General features: G+C 62.6%; 17 protein-coding genes. 12 read left to right on the top strand and 5 right to left on the bottom strand.

All coding sequences use genetic code 11. From position 1 onward, the window contains the following. On the bottom strand, window positions 1-1,122 hold the full coding sequence (locus LB520_RS05505; RefSeq protein ID WP_224636735.1) for a DUF1217 domain-containing protein: 1,122 nt from the start codon (window positions 1,120-1,122) through the stop codon (window positions 1-3). A 148-nt stretch (window positions 1,123-1,270) separates the two neighbouring features. Here LB520_RS05505 and motA point away from each other — a divergent pair, with 148 nt between their 5' ends. From motA to LB520_RS05475, 6 genes are read left to right on the top strand one after another with little or no spacing between them, the layout of a single operon-like run. Next, window positions 1,271-2,146, top strand: coding sequence for a flagellar motor stator protein MotA (gene motA / locus LB520_RS05500; protein WP_095766389.1), 876 nt, complete (start codon window positions 1,271-1,273; stop codon window positions 2,144-2,146). A gap of 34 nt (window positions 2,147-2,180) precedes the next feature. Next, the gene (locus LB520_RS05495; RefSeq protein WP_224603454.1) at window positions 2,181-3,116 is read left to right on the top strand and encodes a FliM/FliN family flagellar motor switch protein; all 936 of its coding nucleotides are present in this window, start codon (window positions 2,181-2,183) and stop codon (window positions 3,114-3,116) included. A gap of 30 nt (window positions 3,117-3,146) precedes the next feature. Next, the gene (gene fliN / locus LB520_RS05490; protein WP_224636733.1) at window positions 3,147-3,527 is read left to right on the top strand and encodes a flagellar motor switch protein FliN; all 381 of its coding nucleotides are present in this window, start codon (window positions 3,147-3,149) and stop codon (window positions 3,525-3,527) included. A gap of 43 nt (window positions 3,528-3,570) precedes the next feature. Continuing rightward, on the top strand, window positions 3,571-4,593 hold the full coding sequence (locus LB520_RS05485; RefSeq protein WP_224626682.1) for a flagellar motor switch protein FliG: 1,023 nt from the start codon (window positions 3,571-3,573) through the stop codon (window positions 4,591-4,593). A gap of 24 nt (window positions 4,594-4,617) precedes the next feature. Next, window positions 4,618-5,700 (top strand): flagellar biosynthesis protein FlhB, encoded by a 1,083-nt coding sequence (gene flhB, locus LB520_RS05480; protein ID WP_224636732.1) that lies wholly within the window; start codon window positions 4,618-4,620, stop codon window positions 5,698-5,700. A 17-nt stretch (window positions 5,701-5,717) separates the two neighbouring features. Next, window positions 5,718-6,155 carry a hypothetical protein gene (locus LB520_RS05475; RefSeq protein ID WP_095766394.1) on the top strand — a complete coding sequence of 146 codons (438 nt, stop codon included), beginning with the start codon at window positions 5,718-5,720 and terminating at the stop codon, window positions 6,153-6,155. A gap of 161 nt (window positions 6,156-6,316) precedes the next feature. On the opposite strand, the gene LB520_RS05470 is transcribed toward LB520_RS05475, so the two are convergent. From LB520_RS05470 to LB520_RS05455, 4 genes are all read right to left on the bottom strand, one after another. Continuing rightward, complete coding sequence (locus LB520_RS05470) at window positions 6,317-7,087, bottom strand: helix-turn-helix transcriptional regulator (protein ID WP_140541759.1); 771 nt, start codon at window positions 7,085-7,087, stop codon at window positions 6,317-6,319. Next, window positions 7,084-7,794, bottom strand: a complete 711-nt coding sequence (locus tag LB520_RS05465; protein WP_140842032.1) for a helix-turn-helix transcriptional regulator — start codon at window positions 7,792-7,794, stop codon at window positions 7,084-7,086. Before LB520_RS05465 ends, LB520_RS05470 begins: the two co-directional genes overlap by 4 nt. A 432-nt stretch (window positions 7,795-8,226) precedes the next feature. Then, a complete protein-coding gene (locus LB520_RS05460) occupies window positions 8,227-9,258 on the bottom strand; it encodes a histone deacetylase family protein (RefSeq protein WP_224636731.1) in 1,032 nt (343 codons plus the stop codon). 41 nt (window positions 9,259-9,299) lie between these two features. Continuing rightward, window positions 9,300-9,953: a TetR/AcrR family transcriptional regulator gene (locus LB520_RS05455; RefSeq protein WP_140689327.1), complete on the bottom strand. Its 654-nt coding sequence runs from the start codon at window positions 9,951-9,953 to the stop codon at window positions 9,300-9,302. Between the two features lie 250 nt (window positions 9,954-10,203). On the opposite strand from LB520_RS05455, the gene LB520_RS05450 reads away from it, so the two are divergent. The 6 genes from LB520_RS05450 (at window position 10,204) to LB520_RS05425 (ending at window position 17,334) form a co-directional block, all read left to right on the top strand. Beyond that, entirely contained in the window at window positions 10,204-11,871 is a 1,668-nt protein-coding gene (locus LB520_RS05450; RefSeq protein WP_224636730.1) for an amidohydrolase, read from the top strand. A gap of 141 nt (window positions 11,872-12,012) precedes the next feature. Continuing rightward, on the top strand, window positions 12,013-13,113 hold the full coding sequence (locus tag LB520_RS05445) for an ABC transporter ATP-binding protein (protein WP_140842027.1): 1,101 nt from the start codon (window positions 12,013-12,015) through the stop codon (window positions 13,111-13,113). A 9-nt stretch (window positions 13,114-13,122) separates the two neighbouring features. Further along, window positions 13,123-14,046, top strand: coding sequence for an ABC transporter permease (locus LB520_RS05440; protein ID WP_224636729.1), 924 nt, complete (start codon window positions 13,123-13,125; stop codon window positions 14,044-14,046). Next, on the top strand, window positions 14,039-14,842 hold the full coding sequence (locus LB520_RS05435; RefSeq protein ID WP_224636728.1) for an ABC transporter permease: 804 nt from the start codon (window positions 14,039-14,041) through the stop codon (window positions 14,840-14,842). The genes LB520_RS05440 and LB520_RS05435 overlap by 8 nt, the downstream gene beginning before the upstream one ends. Window positions 14,843-14,870: 28 nt before the next feature. Further along, entirely contained in the window at window positions 14,871-15,905 is a 1,035-nt protein-coding gene (locus LB520_RS05430) for an extracellular solute-binding protein (protein ID WP_224636727.1), read from the top strand. Between the two features lie 235 nt (window positions 15,906-16,140). Next, complete coding sequence (locus LB520_RS05425) at window positions 16,141-17,334, top strand: serine hydrolase domain-containing protein (protein ID WP_224636726.1); 1,194 nt, start codon at window positions 16,141-16,143, stop codon at window positions 17,332-17,334. Window positions 17,335-17,361: the final 27 nt, after the last annotated feature.

Genomic DNA, 17,361 nt, shown 5'->3' with positions numbered 1-17,361 from the left:
TCAGAACTTCAACTGCTGCATGGCCATCATCAGGTCGGTGGATATGCCGACACTGGTCGGCTGCGCGAAGAGCACGCTGACCGACGTCACCGCCGTCGAGGTGGGGTGGTTGATCTCGTACATGCTGGTGAAGCGGGTCAGGAATTTGCTGAGCTTGTCGGGGTCGGTGAAGTCTTTGATGTCAAGCTTCTGCTCGAACAGCTGCGCCTGCTTGTCGATGTCGGCGGTGGCGAAGGAATCGGGCAGGCCGAGCGCGGTCCGCGCCACGCTGGCTAAAGCGGTGTCGGCCAGCACGTCGTACCAGCTGGTGATGTCCGGCGCCTTGCGTTGGAAATAGAGCGCCAGTCGCACGCCCTCGTTGGTCTGGCCGGCGTCCTCTTCCAAGGTCTGGCGCAGGTATTTGTCGACGGTCGGCTGCTGCGCTGGAACATAGGTGGTGGCATTTGCGCCGTACTGCTCGAAGTTGAGGGCCGAGGCCAGCCCGGCATAGGCCTTGTTGGTCTGCTTGTTGGCAACGCTGTCCGGATCGCGCACACCGCCCTCAAGGACCTGCCTGATCAGGTCCTTGTCTTCGGTGGCGGAGTCGAGACCGAATGCGGCCAGCGCGTAGGTGTAGAGCCGGTCGTTCGACATCAGGTCGTCGACCGATTTCACCTTGGTGATGTTGGCGAGATAATATGTCGTCTCGCCCTTCACATAGTCCGAATCCGGGTCGAGACCGGCGATCTCAGCCTGCATTGCGTAGTTCTTCGTGACCAGCTGCTGCGCCGGATTGTAGACCGTCGCATCGGCACCATCCGCCGCGAAGTTGAAAGCGCGGACGAATTGGGCGTAGCGCTTGTCGGTCAGCTTGTTGGCGAAGCTGTCGGGATTCGAGATGCCTTCCTTCAGCGCCTTGACCATAAAGGCCTTGGCATAGTCCATGTTCTCCAGCCCGTAAGCCTTCATGGCGTATTTGAACAGCCGGTCGTTTTTGACGAAATCGTCGATCGATTTCACCTTGGTGATGTTGGCCAGATAGTATTGGGTATCGCGATCGACCGTCGGCTGCTGCTCGATGCGGGCGATAGACTTAGGGATGTCTTTGGCGATCAACTGGTAGCTGATGTAGGTGCTAAGCAAAGGGCATGCCTCCGGCCGAAGCTATCCCCGCACAATAGCGTCACTTCCTTGCGCGAAGCTGAATCGCGTTCGATGCGTTCGATTCAAGCCTCACACAAGGCACGAGGACTATCCCTGATCCACGATGTGACATGCGGAAGGACCTGTCGTGGGCATTCTGATCGGACTTGTGGTGACGCTCGGCTGCGTTCTCGGCGGCTTCATGGCCATGGGCGGCCATCTGCATGTGTTGCTGCAGCCGTGGGAAGCGGTGGTCATCTGCGGCGCCGCCCTCGGCACCTTCCTCGTCGCCAATCCGATGAAGACGGTCAAGGATACCGGCAAGGGCATTCTCGAAGCCTTCAAGCAGGCGGTGCCGAAGGAGCGCGACTACCTCGAGACGCTGGGCGTCCTGCACAGCCTGATGCGCGAGCTGCGCTCGAAGTCGCGCAGCGAGGTCGAAGCGCATATCGACAATCCGGAGGAGTCGGCCATCTTCCAGGCCTTTCCGACCGTGCTGAAGAACCACGACCTGACCCATTTCATCTGCGACTACTGCCGCATCATCATCATCGGCAACGCCCGCTCGCATGAGATCGAGGCGCTGATGGACGAGGAGATCCAGACGATCCGTACCGACAAGCTGAAGGCCTACCACGCGATGGTCGCGGTCGGCGACGGCCTGCCGGCGCTGGGCATCGTCGCGGCCGTGCTCGGAGTGGTGAAGGCGATGGGCGCGCTGGACCAGTCGCCGGAGATCCTCGGCGGCCTGATCGGCGCGGCACTCGTCGGAACCTTCCTCGGCATCTTCCTGTCCTATGCTGTGGTCGGTCCGGTGGCCACCAAGATCAAGACGGTGCGCGAAAAGAAGAACCGCCTCTACATCATCGTCAAACAGACACTGCTTGCGTATATGAACGGCGCCCTGCCGCAGGTGGCGATCGAATTCGGCCGCAAGACCATATCCTCTTACGAACGTCCGACGATCGATGCGGTGGAGCAGAGCACCATGAACGCCGGCACCGCCGAGAAGAAGGCGGCCTGAGCATGCTCCATCGCAGACAGGGCCGCCTGCCGTCATGACCAGTCCGGCCAGTCCGTCAGAAACGCGGGCCTTGATCATCGAGCGGCTCGTCGGCGACAGCGGCGAGGCGGCGCAGGTGATCGGCGTCGGCCGCGGCATGGCCGAGCGGGCGCTGCCGTTGCTGCAGAAGGCGCTTGTCGCAGAACTCGGCGCGGCGGTGACCGTCGATCTGCAAGTGGTAGAGGTCGGCCGCGTTCCAGAGGCGCGTTCGCGCGCCGGCGATGCCTTCGCGCTGACCATCGTGTCCTCGCCGGCCTCGGCCGACGCTATGACGCTGGTGATGGATGCGCATGCGGTGGCCGTCATGGTGAGCGCGCTGTTCGGCGGCGATCCCGACCAGCCGGTGGCGCCGATCGAGCGCGACCTGTCGCAGATCGAGGCCGATGTCGCGACCATGGTGTTCCAGGAGGTCGCGGCGGCGCTCAACGGATCCGGCAAGCGCTCGCTCGAGCTGCGCCTGCCGGTGCCAAAGGCGACGTCTGGCGGCGAAGCGAGGCGGCGCGTGCTGCGCGACGGCGCCGCGGTCCGCATCGTGTTCGGTGTCTCCACGCCGACCGATACCGGCACCATCACGGTGATGATTCCGCAGCGCGTCCTTCTGTCTACGCGCGGAGCCACCGCCAGAACCGAAGAAGGCGAAGCCAGTGAATTCGACTGGCGGGCCCGCTTCTCCGAAGAGGTGATGCGCTCGACCGTCCGGCTCGAAGCGACGATGCCCCTCGCCCGGCTGACGCTCGGCGACCTCGCCGCGTTCGAGCCCGGCCAGGTGATCGAATTGGAGGAGAACGCCCAGCTCAACGCCAGGCTCAGCGCCCGCGACAAGACCCTGTTTGTCTGCGAGTTCGGCAAGCTGGGGCAGAACTACACCGTCCGCATCAGCCATCCGCATGACGCCGGGCAGGATTTCATCGACGGACTGATGCCGGGCTGACGCCAGGCACGGGATTCATGGAGACGACAGATGGCAAAAACCAAGGTGGAAGCCGAACCCGATCAGCCCGACGAACAGCTCGACCGGGCCATCGAGGAACTGCGCGGCGTGCTGCGGGAAGAGGAAAAGCGCCCGGATGGGGCGCTGTATTCGGGTGCCAATTCCTCGATCATCATGACCATTCCGGTCGACGTGCAGATCATGCTCGGCAGCACGGAGATGCCCGTGTCGGAGCTGATGGCGCTGCAAAAGGGTTCCACCGTCGCGCTCAACCGCCGCATCGGCGAGCCGGTCGACGTCGTGGTCAACGGCCGCAGAATAGCGCGCGGCGAGATCACGGTGCTGGAAAGCGATCCGACGCGTTTCGGTATCCGGCTCACCGAAATCATCGCCGCGACGAAGAGCGCCTGAGAATGGCCGGCGGGCGGACCAATCGGCAGCGAGGACAACACGCATGACGACGGCATTGGCGCTCACACGTCCGCAAAAGGCGGCGGCCATATTGGTGGCCATGGGCAAGCCCGCGGCCAGCCGCCTGCTCAAATTCTTCAAGCAGGACGAGCTGAAGGCGCTGATCGAGGGCGCGCGTCTCCTACGCACCATTCCGCAGGCTGATCTGGAACGGATCGTCGCCGAGTTCGAAGCCGAGTTCACCGAGGGCGCCGGCCTGCTCGATTCAGCCGACCGAATGGACACGATCCTCAACGAATCGCTGTCGCCCGAGGAAATGAGCGCCATCATGGGCGACAAGAAGTTCGAGCCTGTCCCGGAAGGACCCGCGCCGATTTGGCCGGACCTCGAGAAGCTCGAGCCGGCGCGCCTTGGCAGCTTCCTTGCGGGCGAGCATCCGCAGACATCGGCCATGGTGCTGTCGAAGCTTGCGCCGCAGACAGCCGCCAACGTGCTGCTCACCATGGAAAAACCGATGCGCAGCCAGATCATCAAGCGCATGGTGACAATGGCCAACATCCCGGACGCGGCATCGCGGATCGTCGAGAACCAGCTGCGCGTGAGCGTGCTGTCGCAGAAAGCCAGCCGGGACACCACTGCCGGCCAGGAGCGCGTCGCCAGCATGCTCAATGAAATGGCGAAGCCGGAACTGGACGACCTTATGCAGGACCTGGAGGAAGCCGGCACGCCAGATCTCGCCGGCGTCAGGTCGCGGCTGTTCGCCTTCGACGATCTGCCGCTGCTGCCGCAGAAAGCCCGGGTTCTGCTGTTCGACGGATTGTCGACGGAGCTCGTCACGCTGGCGCTGCGCGGCGCGCCGCCGGAACTCGCCGAATCGGTGCTCTCGGCGATCGGCGCACGCTCCCGCCGCATGATCGAATCCGAGCTCGGACAAGGATCGGAAGGCATTGCCCTTGCCGACATCATGGCGGCGCGCAAGAGCATATCGGTCGCCGCCATCCGGCTGTCGCGCGAAGGGGCTTTCGAGCTGCCCTCGATGCAGACCGCCACCGCCGAAGCCGCCTGACGATCATAGCCCGGTCAGGACGCCATGGCTGAAGCGGTCGACAAGGATTCCAAAACAGAGGAAGCCACAGAAAAGAAGATCCGCGACACGATCGAACAGGGCAAGCTGCCCCATTCGCGTGAGACCGCGATCTTTGCCTCCTTCCTCGCCATACTGGTTTTCGCCGTCTTCTACGCCAAGGACGCGATCGTCGATCTCGGCATGTTCCTGTCGACGTTCCTGGAAAAGCCGGAAGCCTGGCCGATGGACACCGAGACCGACGTCATCTCGCTCTACAAGCAGGTCTTGGTCGAGATCGGCGGCGCCGTCGTCAGCCTGCTGGTGCTGCTGACGGTTGCCGGCATCGGCGCCTCGGTGTTCCAGAACATGCCGCAAATCGTCGGCGAGCGGATCAGGCCGCAGCTGTCGCGCATCTCGATCGCCAAGGGCTGGAGCCGGATGTTCGGCGTGCAGGGCTGGGTCGAGTTCCTGAAGTCGCTGGCCAAGCTCGGCTTCGCTATCGCGGTATTGACCTTCACGCTCTCGGAAGATCATCGCAAGCTGCTCGCCGGCATGATCACCAATCCGGCCTCGTTCGGCCTGGTCATACGCGGCATCTTCGTCGACATATTGGTTGCGATCGTCTTCGTCATGGGGCTGATCGCGGTGGTCGACATCGTCTGGTCGCGTTTCCACTGGCGGCGCGACCTGCGCATGACCAAGCAGGAAGTCAAGGACGAGCTGAAGCAGTCGGAAGGCGATCCGATCGTCAAGTCGCGGCTGCGCTCGCTGGCGCGCGACCGGGCGCGCAAACGCATGATGACGGCCGTGCCGCGCGCGACGCTGGTGATCGCCAACCCGACGCACTATTCGATCGCGCTGAAATATGTGCGCGAGGAAGATTCCGCGCCGATCGTGCTGGCCAAGGGACAGGACCTGGTGGCGCTCAAGATCCGCGAGATCGCCAGGGAGAACAACATCCCGATCTTCGAGGACGTGGCGCTCGCGCGCTCCATGTACAAGCAAGTTTCGGTTGATAGCGTGATCCCGTCGCAATTCTACCAGGCGGTCGCCGAGTTGGTGCGGATCGTCTACTCGAAGAAGGCAGCGCGAAAAGCAACCCAATGAACGGACGCCGCTAACCCATGGACCGGCAACCACACGCCAATTCCCGCGAGCTGATCGTCGCCAGCGCCATCGAGCCCGTGGTGGGCGAATTGAGGCTCATCGACGTTGCCGACTATATCGCCTTCATCCGGCTTGAGCATTTCGCCTGCCTCTCGGACCTGGTGGATTCGGCGGCCGAGCTCTACTTCCGGCCGGGCATGCTGCGGCTCGGCCATGGCGGCGAGGCGCATGTCGACTGGAGCGGCAGCCCGCGCATCGTGCTCGACCTCGAGCTTCGGCCGCGCGGCGTGACGGTCTATTTCCAGCTTACGCTGATCGAGCACGAGGCAGCTGTGACGGTCAACTACGTGTCGTTCGAGAAGCCTGGCGAGACGCCCGAGCACAACACGGCCTTGCTCGAGGACGCGATCGAAGAGGCTCGCATCCGCAGGACCGAGCCGCTGGCATTCCCCTGAGATTGATAGCAGGCGAGCCAATCTAAAGCGCGTCGCAATCTTTTGGATTCGCTCCCTGCGCTTTAGGCTTTTGATTTTGCGCATGTCTTTGCCCCGAAACCGGTTCCCACTTTCGGGAGACATGCTTTAGCCGCGGCACGTTCAGCGCCGCAGGCGTGACGTCACTCGATCAAACCGAGCCGCAACGCCTTGGCGACCGCCTGGTTGCGGTTGACCGCGTTGAGCTTCTGCGTCGACTGGGTGAGGTACTGGTTGGCGGTATGCACCGAGAGCTTGAGGAGCTTGGCGATCTCCTCGCTGGTGTTGCCGTTGGCGGTCAGCTTCAGGCATTCCAGCTCGCGCTTGGAGATCGAACGCGCCCTGCCGGTGTCGCCGGGGCGGATGCGGGCGACCGCCGCGAAAAGCGCGAAGGAGCGGGCGTGGATCTCGCACAGCGTTTCGTCGGACAGCGCGATCTCCGAGCCGAGAAAGACGACCAGCCCGCATTGGCCGCGATCGGCATGTACCGGAAAGGCGATGCCGTTGGTGCCGGGCGCCAGCGGCGTGGTCGGCTCGGCCCAGGCGAGCGAGTGGAAGACCTGCCGCGATCCGGCGCTGCCGTCGTCGGCCCACCAGCGCGGCGCCGTCGAGAGCCGGCTGTGGCGCACCATGTCCTCGCCATTGGCGCCGGAGATGAACTTGGTCGCGACCGCGGTGCCGGGATAGTCGGAATCGAAACACGCCACGAGACGCGCGCGCTCGGGCGAGGGGCTGACGAAATAGAGGCCGAAGGCCGAGGCGTTGATATCGACAGCAATCCAGCGGCAGCGACGCACGGCATCCGGAATGGTGACCGCTTGATGGGTCTCCGAGCCGAGCGAGAAGGCGCCGAACGGATTGCGCTGATCGTTGAAAAGGGCGGCGGCCGCCTCTTTGACCTGTGCGTGCTTCAAATGATGCCGCTCCTGATCGCGGTCGCGATCGCCATCGCGCGGTTGCTGGCCGCGAACTTCTGGATGGCGTGCGTGATGTAGCTGTTGACGGTGTTCGACGAGACACCGAGGATGACGGCCACCTCATCGGTGGTCTTGCCTTCCGAAACCCAGAACAGACATTCGCGCTCGCGGTCCGACAGCGGGTCCTGCATGGATGCCGCCGCGATCAGCTGCGGAATGCTGGAAAGCGCATAACAGCATTTGATCTGCGCCTTCATCAGGGCGGCCAGGTCGATCCTGCCTGCCTCGGCAGCCGAGAACAGCACGAACAGGCGCTGCCGGCCGACATTGAGCCGCAGCGAATAGATTTCGGCGTGACCGAGCACGTCGAGCAGGCGGGCTTCCTCGCCGTTCAGCAACGCACCGGCGTCGGGCGCGTGCGCCGCCACCAACGGCTTCGGGCGTACGCCCGGCGCCACGGTCAAGGGGCCTAGCGCCAAATTGGCGATCAGCCTTTTGCCGATCAGCTCGATGGCGTCGAAGATCCAGTTGGAGGAGACGATGCGCGCATCGTTACGGTCCTGGTCATGCACGATGGCGACCAGCATGTAGCTGTCGGCGCCGATATCGGCGGCAAGCTGCATGAAGAAGCTGGTGAGATCGCCGCGCGACGTCAGGCGCGAGCCTGAAGCGTCGGGTTGGAGAAGCGCGGCGGGACTGCTCATTTTAATTCTTGGATTCTTGCCGGAATCGATCCTTGTGCCCGGTGCTGGCGAAGCCAACGGCCGGACCCGAAACGCGTCACGTTTACGAAGACACACTCACGGGCGCGAACGGCGCCCAACCGCGCCGAATCCTTCTAGGGAACGCGAAACCGTCCGCGTCTGGTGCCGGCCTGGCGCCGGACTCGAGACTTTGGGTGGTCGCCGCGCCCCCGTGGACCGGCTGATTCGGGTCTAATCTACCCGCAGATGAATCTGACATCAAACGCGATTTGACAAAATCGAATCCGATGGACTCGCATTGCGACTCAGCAGCCGGTCTTCGCGTTATTTGGCGGTAGTTCAAAGCTGAATTGAGTCGATGATTTCGAGGCGAGGTCGTAAAAAAAATACGCCCCCGGTTGCATCCGGGAGCGCATGGCCTTGAACAGGGGCTTAGCGATCCTCGAAGCCGGTCAGCACGCCGACGGCGTTGATGCCGATCTCTTCCACGGCGTAGCCGCCTTCCATGACGAACAACGTCGGCAGGCCGAGCTTGGCGATACGGCGACCGATCTTGGGATAATCCTCGCTCTTCAGCTTGAACTGGCTGATCGGGTCCTTCTCGAAAGTATCGACGCCGAGCGAGACGATGACGACATCAGGGGCGTAGGCCGCGAGCCTGGCGCAGGCGTCCTCCAGCGACGCGCTCCAGCCGTCCCAATCGGTGCCGAAAGGCATCGGGTAATTGACGTTGAAACCTTCGCCGTCGCCTTCGCCGCGCTCGTCGGCATGGCCGAGGAAGAAGGGATACTCGACCATCGGATCGCCATGCAGGTTGAGCACCTGGACGTCGCCGCGGCGATAGAAGATTTCCTGCGTGCCGTTGCCGTGATGGTAATCGACATCGAGGATTGAAACGCGCTTGGCGCCGTGGTCGCGGAACCACTGCGCGACGACGGCGGCGTTGTTGATGAAACAGTAGCCGCCCATGAAGGCAGCGCCGGCATGATGGCCGGGCGGGCGGCAAAGCGCGAAGGCGCTGCGCTCGCTGTCCTTGACCAAAGCGGCGGCGGTCAGCGCTACATCATAGGACGACTTGATCGCCGCCCAGGTGCCTTCGACGAAGGTGGCCCCGGCGTCGAAGGAATAATAGCCGAGCAAGGCATCGACGCGCTTCGGCGGCACATCGCCGCGCAGGCCGCGCGTCGGCCAGGTGAACCCCATCGCCGATCCCGTGAAGCCGGCGGCGACCCATTGCGGCCACACCGTCGGCAGGAAGTCGATGTAGTGAGCCTCATGCACACGCTTGGCGGCGGCGAGGTCGTGCTCGGCCGGTCCGATGATCGGCCCGAGCTTCTCGCTCTCAACTCGCGCCTTGATGAATTCCGCCCGCGACGGCTTCTCGAAACCCGGCACGATCGCCGACGTGACCAGTTCCATCTGGCCTGAATGGCCGGCATGACGTGGCGAATAGACAGTTTTCATGGAAACTCCCTGGAAGTGCGAAATCGGTTGGAAGTGCGAAATCACTCGAGATTGAGATGGGGGCTGACCAGGGCGAGCCACATGGTTTCCACATCGTCCTCGATGAGGTCGTAGGTCCTGCGGTCTCTCTTCAGCCCGACAAGCCGGCAGACATGGCCGACTTCCATCATCAGCACGCCGAGCCGACTGGCGATCTTGTCCTCAAGCGCCGGATTCACATGCCGCAGCCACGCGGCGTAAAGGGCGACGATCTCTTTGTCGTATTCGTCCTGGATAGGCCTCAGATCGGCGTTGCCGGATATTGCCTCGATCACCGGCATCAGCGTGGCGTTTTCGAGATAGAGCCTCGATGTGTCGGCGAAGAGCTTGCGCACCTCGCGCCGAAACTCGTCACGGTTGGTCGGCCGAGGGACGTTGATGCGTTTCCGGATCACCTCGGGAAAAGACGACAGCCAGCGCCGGGCCAGGTCCAGAAGAATGGCTTCCTTGTTGGGAAAGTACTGATAGACCGAACCGACCGACAGGCCCGCGCGCTGCGCGATGGCGAGCGTCGTCGGCGTTCTGGTTCCTTGCTCTCGCGTCAGGATCAGGGCCGCATCGAGGATCCTGTCGACCACCTTGCTTGACCGTTGTTGCCGCGGCTGCTTGCGCGGTTCGAGCGCTATTCTGGTCTTGCGGTCGAGACTGCGCTTCACTGCTTGTTGCCCCCGTTCCCCGCTCGGCCTCGCCATCGGCGTGCGGTGCAGTCCACAGTACATTCTAAATCCGGCATGTTGACAAACGCGAATAATCAGTCGCATTCTTTATCCACGCTGTCTTCCACGATAACAAGGGGAATTTCGAAGACGGCGCATCGGCATCGATTTGTCCCACGGCGCTGTCCATATGGAGCGGCGGCTCGTTGGATCTGGCGTTGCCGGTCCCTCAGCAAAATGTGGAGTCGCGATGTCGGTTGCGGATGGTGGTGCGGATCTTGTGGTCGTCAACGGCCGCGTGCTGACCATGGACAATGACAATCCCGCTGCCGAGGCCGTTGCCGTCAAAGACGGCGCCATCATCGCCATTGGCAGCCGCGCTTCCATCGAGGAGCTCAAAGGTCCGACGACAAAGGTTGTCGATGCACAGGGCGGCTCCGTTCTGCCGGGCTTCATCGAGGCGCATATGCATCTGTTCGGCGGCGCGGCCGAGCTCGACAATCTGCATCTGGCGGGCGTGCACGGCTTCGAGGCGCTGCGCGACGCGATCCAGGATTTCGCGGCGAAGCGCCCGGACGCCAGGCTTCTGATCGGCGCCGGCGTCGACTACGCCATCCTGCCGGAGCCGGTGACGCGCCACGATCTCGACCGCATCATTCCCGACCGTCCCTTCGCCATGTCGGCTTCGGACCACCATACGATGTGGGCGAACACCAAGGCGCTGGAAGAGGCCGGGCTGCTGCATGGCAGAGAGGTCGGACAAGGCAACGAGATCGTCATGGGGGCCGACGGGCTCGCCGCCGGCGAGCTGCGCGAAGGCGAGGCCTTCGGACCGGTCCTCGACCATTACGGGGCGAACCGGACGCGGCTTGGCCTGGAAGGCGCGGAGCCCGATCCTTATCCTTCGGCGAAGGAACTGGCTGCCGATCGGGACCTGATGCATCGCGGCCTTGAATGGTGCGCCAAGCATGGCATCACCTCGATTCAGAACATGGACGGCAATCTCTATCAGCTCGAGCTGCTGGCCGGGCTGGAAAAAGAGGGGCGGCTCCTTTGCCGCACCAAGATCCCGTTCCACTTCAAGAATTTCATGAAGCTGGACATGCTTGAGAAAGCCTCGCGGATGGCCGCGAGCTACAATTCCGAGTGGCTGTCGTCCGGCATGGTCAAGCTCTTCTATGACGGCGTGCTGGATTCCTGGACGGCGGTGATGGTCGACGACTATGCCGATCGGCCCGGATGGCGGGGCGAGCCGCTGTTTTCGCCTGAACATTTCGCCGAGGTGGCGGTCGAGGCCGACAGGCGCGGGCTGCAGATTGCCGTGCATTCGATCGGCGACGGCGCCGTGCGGGCAGTGCTCGACGGCTACCAGGCGGCGCTGAAGAAGAACGGTCGGCGCGACAGCCGGCATCGCGTCGAGCATATCGAGGTGATCACGGCCGCCGACGTGCCGCGCTTCGCCGAGCTCGGCGTGTTGGCGTCGATGCAGCCGGCGCATCCCCCCGGCGCCATGAACTTCCCGCTCGAGCCGACGATCTCGCGCATCGGCCGCGACAAGTGGCCGTTGAGCTATGCCTGGCGCACGCTGAAAAACGCCGGCGCGCGCGTGGTGTTCGCTTCCGACTGGCCGGTTTCGCCGGTCGATCCGATCCTGTCGATCCAGGCGGCAGTAATGCGCAAGCCTTGGGCAGAAGGCATGCCGGACCAGAGCTTCTCGTTGCAGGAGGCAATAGAGGGCTACACGCTCGAGGGCGCTTATGCGGAGTTCAATGAACATCGCAAGGGTCGCCTCAAAACCGGATATCTCGCCGATATCGTCGTCTTGTCGGCGGATATCGAGGCGATCGCGCCGGAGGCGCTGCACACCGTGCATCCGGTGACCACCATCTGTGGAGGGAGGATCACCTACCAAGCCTAACGATGGCATAGGAATTGCTTAATTGAATGGGGACTCGGGATCGAGTCACTGCTGCGCAGTTGCCAAGCCGACCGGCTTGTGGTGACAATCAAAACAGGAACACACCTGCCGACAAGAGCAGGCGCTCTCAATGGGGTAATCGTGCCGGAACAACCGGGTAAGAACGCGATCGAAGTTCGCGGTGTTCGCAAGGTCTTTGGAACAGGCGAGAACCAGGTAGCCGCTCTCGACACCGTGTCGGTGTCGATCCGCGAGAACGAGTTTTTCACACTGCTCGGCCCGTCCGGATGCGGGAAGACAACGCTGCTGAGATTGATTGCCGGTTTCGATTTTCCGACCGCCGGCGAGATCCTGCTGCACGGGCAGGACATCGCGCCGCTGCCGCCCTATAAGCGTCCGGTCAACACCGTCTTCCAGAGCTATGCGCTCTTCCCGCACATGACGGTGGCGCAGAATATCGGCTTCGGGCTGGAGATGCTCGGCAAGCCGAAAGGAGAGACCGAAGCGCGTGTCGCCCAGATGCTGAAGCTGGTCAAGATGGAGGCGCTGAAGGCGCGTCGCACCAGCCAGATCTCGGGCGGCCAGCAGCAGCGCGTGGCGCTGGCCCGCGCGCTGGCGCCGCAGCCCAAGGTGCTCTTGCTCGACGAGCCGTTGTCGGCGCTGGACTACAAGCTGCGCAAGGAGATGCAGATCGAACTGAAGCGTCTGCAGCACGAAACCGGCATCACCTTCATCTTCGTCACCCATGACCAGGAAGAAGCGCTGACGATGTCCGACCGCATCGCGGTCATGTCGGCCGGCAAGATCCTGCAGGTCGGCACGCCGCGCGACATCTACGACCGGCCCGCCGAACGCTTCGTCGCCGACTTCATCGGCGAGACGAATTTCATCGAGGGCGAGGTGAAAAGCGCGGCCGATGGGCGCGCCACCGTCAGGCTATCGACCGGTGCGGAAATCCCGGCATCGTTGCCGGAAGGTTTTACGCCGTCGGGCAGCGTTACGCTCGTGGTGCGGCCGGAGCACGCCCAGATCGGTCCGGCCGACGCCAATGCTTCGCTCAGGGGCACGGTCGAGAACGTCGTCTATCTCGGCACCGACACGCATCTCCATCTCAAGCTCGACGACGGCAGCGCCTTCATCGTGCGGCGGCAGAACAGCCGCGGCGGTGGCGAAGCGCTTGCGCCGGGCAACCGCGTGGGCGTCGCGATCGGCCCGAATGCCGCTCAGGCGCTGAAGGACTAGAGGACAATCATGGCCAACGCCGAGGAAATTGCTCGCGCCGCCGACGCCAGGGACATACGCGACCGCTGGCTGCTCTCGGCGCCGGCGCTCGTCATCATCCTTCTGGCTGCCACTGGGCCGCTTTTCGTGATGTTGGCTTATTCCTTCATGCTGAAGGGCGACTATGGCGACGTGCAGTTCGGCACCTTCTCGCTGGACGGATGGACATCGGTCCTGTTCCAGCGTGACATCTTCGACGACACGCTGGGCCTGGCGGACGCGCATCTGTCCATCTTCTGGCGTTCGATAAGCCTGTCCTTCTACACCACCGTGCTGACGTTGCTCTTCGGCTTCCCCACAGCCTATTTCATCGCCACGCGACCGCCGAAGACACGTGAGGTCTGGGTTTTCCTCGTCACCATTCCGTTCTGGACGAATCTCCTGATCCGCACCTTCGCCATGCAGCAGGTGATCCGCAACGAAGGGCTGGTCAACACGGCGCTGATGGCGCTCGGCATCATCAAGCAACCGCTGCAGATCATGAATACCGACACCGCCATCTTGCTCGGCATGATCTATATCTACCTGCCTCTGATGGTCCTGCCGCTCTACGCTTCGATGGAAAAGCTCGACTTCCGGCTGGTCGAGGCCGGATATGATCTCTACGCCGGCCGTTTGCAGGTTCTGCGCCGGATCATATTCCCGCTCATCAAGCCAGGCGTCATCGCTGGCTCGATCCTGGTCTTCATTCCCTCGCTCGGCGCCTATGTCATTCCTCGCGTGCTGGGCGGCGGCAAGAACATGATGCTCGGCAACCTGATCGAACTGCAGTTCAGCGCGGGTCGCAACTGGCCTCTGGGCGCGGCCATCTCGATCACGCTGATGGCGGTGGTGATGATCGCGCTGCTGTTTTACGTGCGCAACGCTTCCCGGTCGGAAGGTGTCCATGGCTAAGCGTTCGTTCGACATACAGGCGCAGCCCGGCTTCGGCCTTATCGCGCTTATGACCTTCGCAGCGCTCTACCTGCCGATCGCTGCGCTCGTCGCCTATTCGTTCAACGCGGCGGATTCGTTGTCGCGCTGGGACGGCTTCTCGCTGCGTTGGTTCATTTCGGCCTGGCACAATTCGACCGTGCAAGATGCCTCCGTCCGATCGCTCGTGCTGGCGGTCTCAGCGGCCGCGCTGTCGACGATTGTTGCAACCATGGCGGCGCTGGCCACGACCCGCACGCGGCCTTATCCCGGCCTGACCTTCAAATATGCCTTCATAAACCAGCCGCTTATGGTGCCGGAAATCGTCACCGGGGTAGCACTGCTGATCGTGTTCTCGCGCATCAAGGTCTGGACCGGTTATTCTGGTCTCGGCTACCTGATTGCCGCGCATACCGCCTTCTGCATCCCGTTCGCCTATCTGCCGATCCGAGCCCGGTTGGAGAACATGGACCTGACGCTGGAGCGCGCCGCCGCCGACCTATACGCCACGCCTTGGAAAGCCTTCCGTTTCGTGACGCTACCGCTCTTGAGGCCCGCCATAATCGCCGGCTTCATGCTGGCCTTCGTCATTTCGCTCGACGACGTCGTAATTACCGAATTCGTCAAGTCCGGCGGGCAGGATACGTTGCCCACCTACATGCTCGGCCAGTTGCGGCGCGAAACGAGTCCGGAAATCAATGCCATCGCCACGGTATTCCTGGCGCTGTCAGTGGTGCTCGTGACCATCTTCTACTTCGTCAATCGTCGCAAACCATAACCAACCATTGCCAAACGGGAGAATCGCAATGAAATGGAAGACAACGGCCGCCACGGCGGTATTTGCATTGTTTGCCTTTGCGGGCAGTGCGTACGCCGACGGCGAACTCAACATCTTCAATTGGGGTGACTACACCAGCCCCGAGATGATCAAGAAGTTCGAAGACACATACAAGATCAAGGTAACGGTCACCGACTACGATTCCAACGATACCGCGCTCGCCAAGGTGCGCGCCGGCGGTCACGGCTTTGATATCGTGGTGCCTTCGGCCAATTACGTGCCGATCTGGGTCAAGGAAGGACTTCTGCTCGAGGCTCGGCCCGACCAGATGGAAAACTTCAAGAATGTCGATGAGCGCTGGGTAAATGTCCCTTGGGATCCGGGCCGCCACTATACCGTCCCGTGGCAGTGGGGTCTGACCGGCATAGGCGTCAACACCAAGGTCTATGGCGGCGACATCAATACCTCGGCCATCTTCCTCGACCCTCCGAAGGAACTAGTGGGTAAGATCAACGTCGCGCCGGAAATGAACGATGTGATGTTCGCCGCTATTAAGTATCTGGGCGGCAAATGGTGCACCGACGACAAAGAACTGCTCAAGAAGGTGCGTGACAAGCTGGTCGAGGCCAAGCCGAAATGGCTGGCCATGGACTACAGCGTGACCGAGAAGCTGCCGGCCGGCGACTATTCCGCCGTCTACTACTGGAACGGCGCCATCATGCGCTCGCGCATCAAGAACCCCGACATTAAGTTCGGCTATCCGAAGGAGGGCTTCCCCTTTTTCATGGATAGTGTCGCCATCCTGAAGGACGCGAAGAACGTCGAGAACGCAAAGCTGTTCATGAACTTCATCATGGATCCCCAGAACGCCGCCATGATCTCCGCCTTCGCCAAATATGCCAATGGCATCAAGGGTTCGAAGGCATTCATGCCCGAGGACATGAAGAATGCGCCCGAACTGGTGGTGCCGCCAGAGTTCGAGAAGGTGGGCGAGTTCATGACCCCTTGCTCGCCCGAGGTGCAGCAAATCTACACGCGCATCTGGACGGATCTTCAGAAGTAACGGCACTCTTGCTTCTTCCCAGCTGCAGGAGAGGCGGAGCCAGACAAAGGGTCAGATATGGGGCGGCGTGAATTCGCAGCGTTTGCGCCGCCCCAGACCGCCCGCTGGCGCTGCCCATCGCCATGTCTTCTGGCCTTCTTCACCCGAAAATCATTTGGGCTTCTCGTCCGCCGTGCTGAGGCTCTCTCCCGGCAAATGGAGTGCGGCAGCCACATAGGGCGGCAGGAAAGGTCTCATGCAATCCTATCGCAATTCCGATCCGCGGCCGCCGATCATGCAGGGCTCGCCGCCGAGGCTGGTGCCGCCGAAGCTCGATTGGGATCGGCCGCCCTGGAACCGCTGGGCCTTCCAGCACATCCGCGAATTCCTGCCGACCATCGAGGTGTGGCGGGGCAGCGGCCATCGCCATCGCCTCGAGCGCGCGGAGGTGGACCTCGACGATCTGCCGGTGGCCGACAGCAACGGAGCGCCGACGACGCTTGCCGGCTTACTCGACGAAACCTATGCCGACGGTTTTCTGGTGCTGAAGGACGGCAGGATCGCCTATGAACGCTATTTCAACGGCATGGACGAGCGCACGCTGCATCTGTCGCAATCGATGGCGAAGTCGGTTACCGGAGCGGTGTGCGGCATCCTGGTCGGGCGCGGCCTGATCGATCCGGGCAAGCTGGTCACCGACCATCTGCCGGAGCTCGGCGAGACCGGCTGGGCCGGCGCCACGGTGCAGCATGTGCTCGACATGACGACGGGTGTGCGCTTTTCCGAGGAATATACCGACCGCTATTCCGATATCGGCCAGGTCGATGTCGCGACCGGCTGGAAGCCGATCCCGCCGGGCAGCGATCACTTCGCGTGGCCGTCGCACCTGTTCGAGCTGATCTTGCGGCTGAAGGACAGAGTGCGCCCGCATGGCGAAGCGTTCGAATACCGCTCGATCGAGACCGACGTGCTCGCCTTCATCATGGAACGGGTGAGCGGCAAGCGCCTGGCGCAGCTGGTCTCGGAAGAGCTCTGGCAGAAGCTCGGCGCCGACGAGAGCGCCTGCTTCACCGTCGACAGCGCCGGCTATGCGCTGGCCGATGGCGGCTTCAATGCGACGCTGCGCGACTATGGCCGCTTCGGGCAATTGATCCTCGACAATGGCGGCGGGGTGATCCCGGCCGACTGGATCGAGGCGACACGCAGCGGCAAGCACTGGCCGAATTTCAGCCCGAGCCTTCCCGACGGCAGCTACCGCAACCAGTTCTGGATCGAGGATCCGCACTCACGCTCGTTGATGTGCCGCGGCGTGTTCGGCCAATTGATCCACATGAGCTGGGAACACAGGATGGTCGTTATGAAGCTTTCGAGCTATCCGGATTTCGTCAATTCCGCCTATTCGGTGGCGACGCAGAAGGCGGTGCATGCCATCGCCGCCGCGCTGGCCTGAAACCGCAAAACAAGATCCGGGAGAGCA

This window comes from Mesorhizobium sp. CA12, from assembly GCF_020165255.1.
In the GTDB taxonomy this organism is placed as follows: domain Bacteria; phylum Pseudomonadota; class Alphaproteobacteria; order Rhizobiales; family Rhizobiaceae; genus Mesorhizobium.
This window is presented reverse-complemented; position numbering and strand designations above follow the sequence as displayed.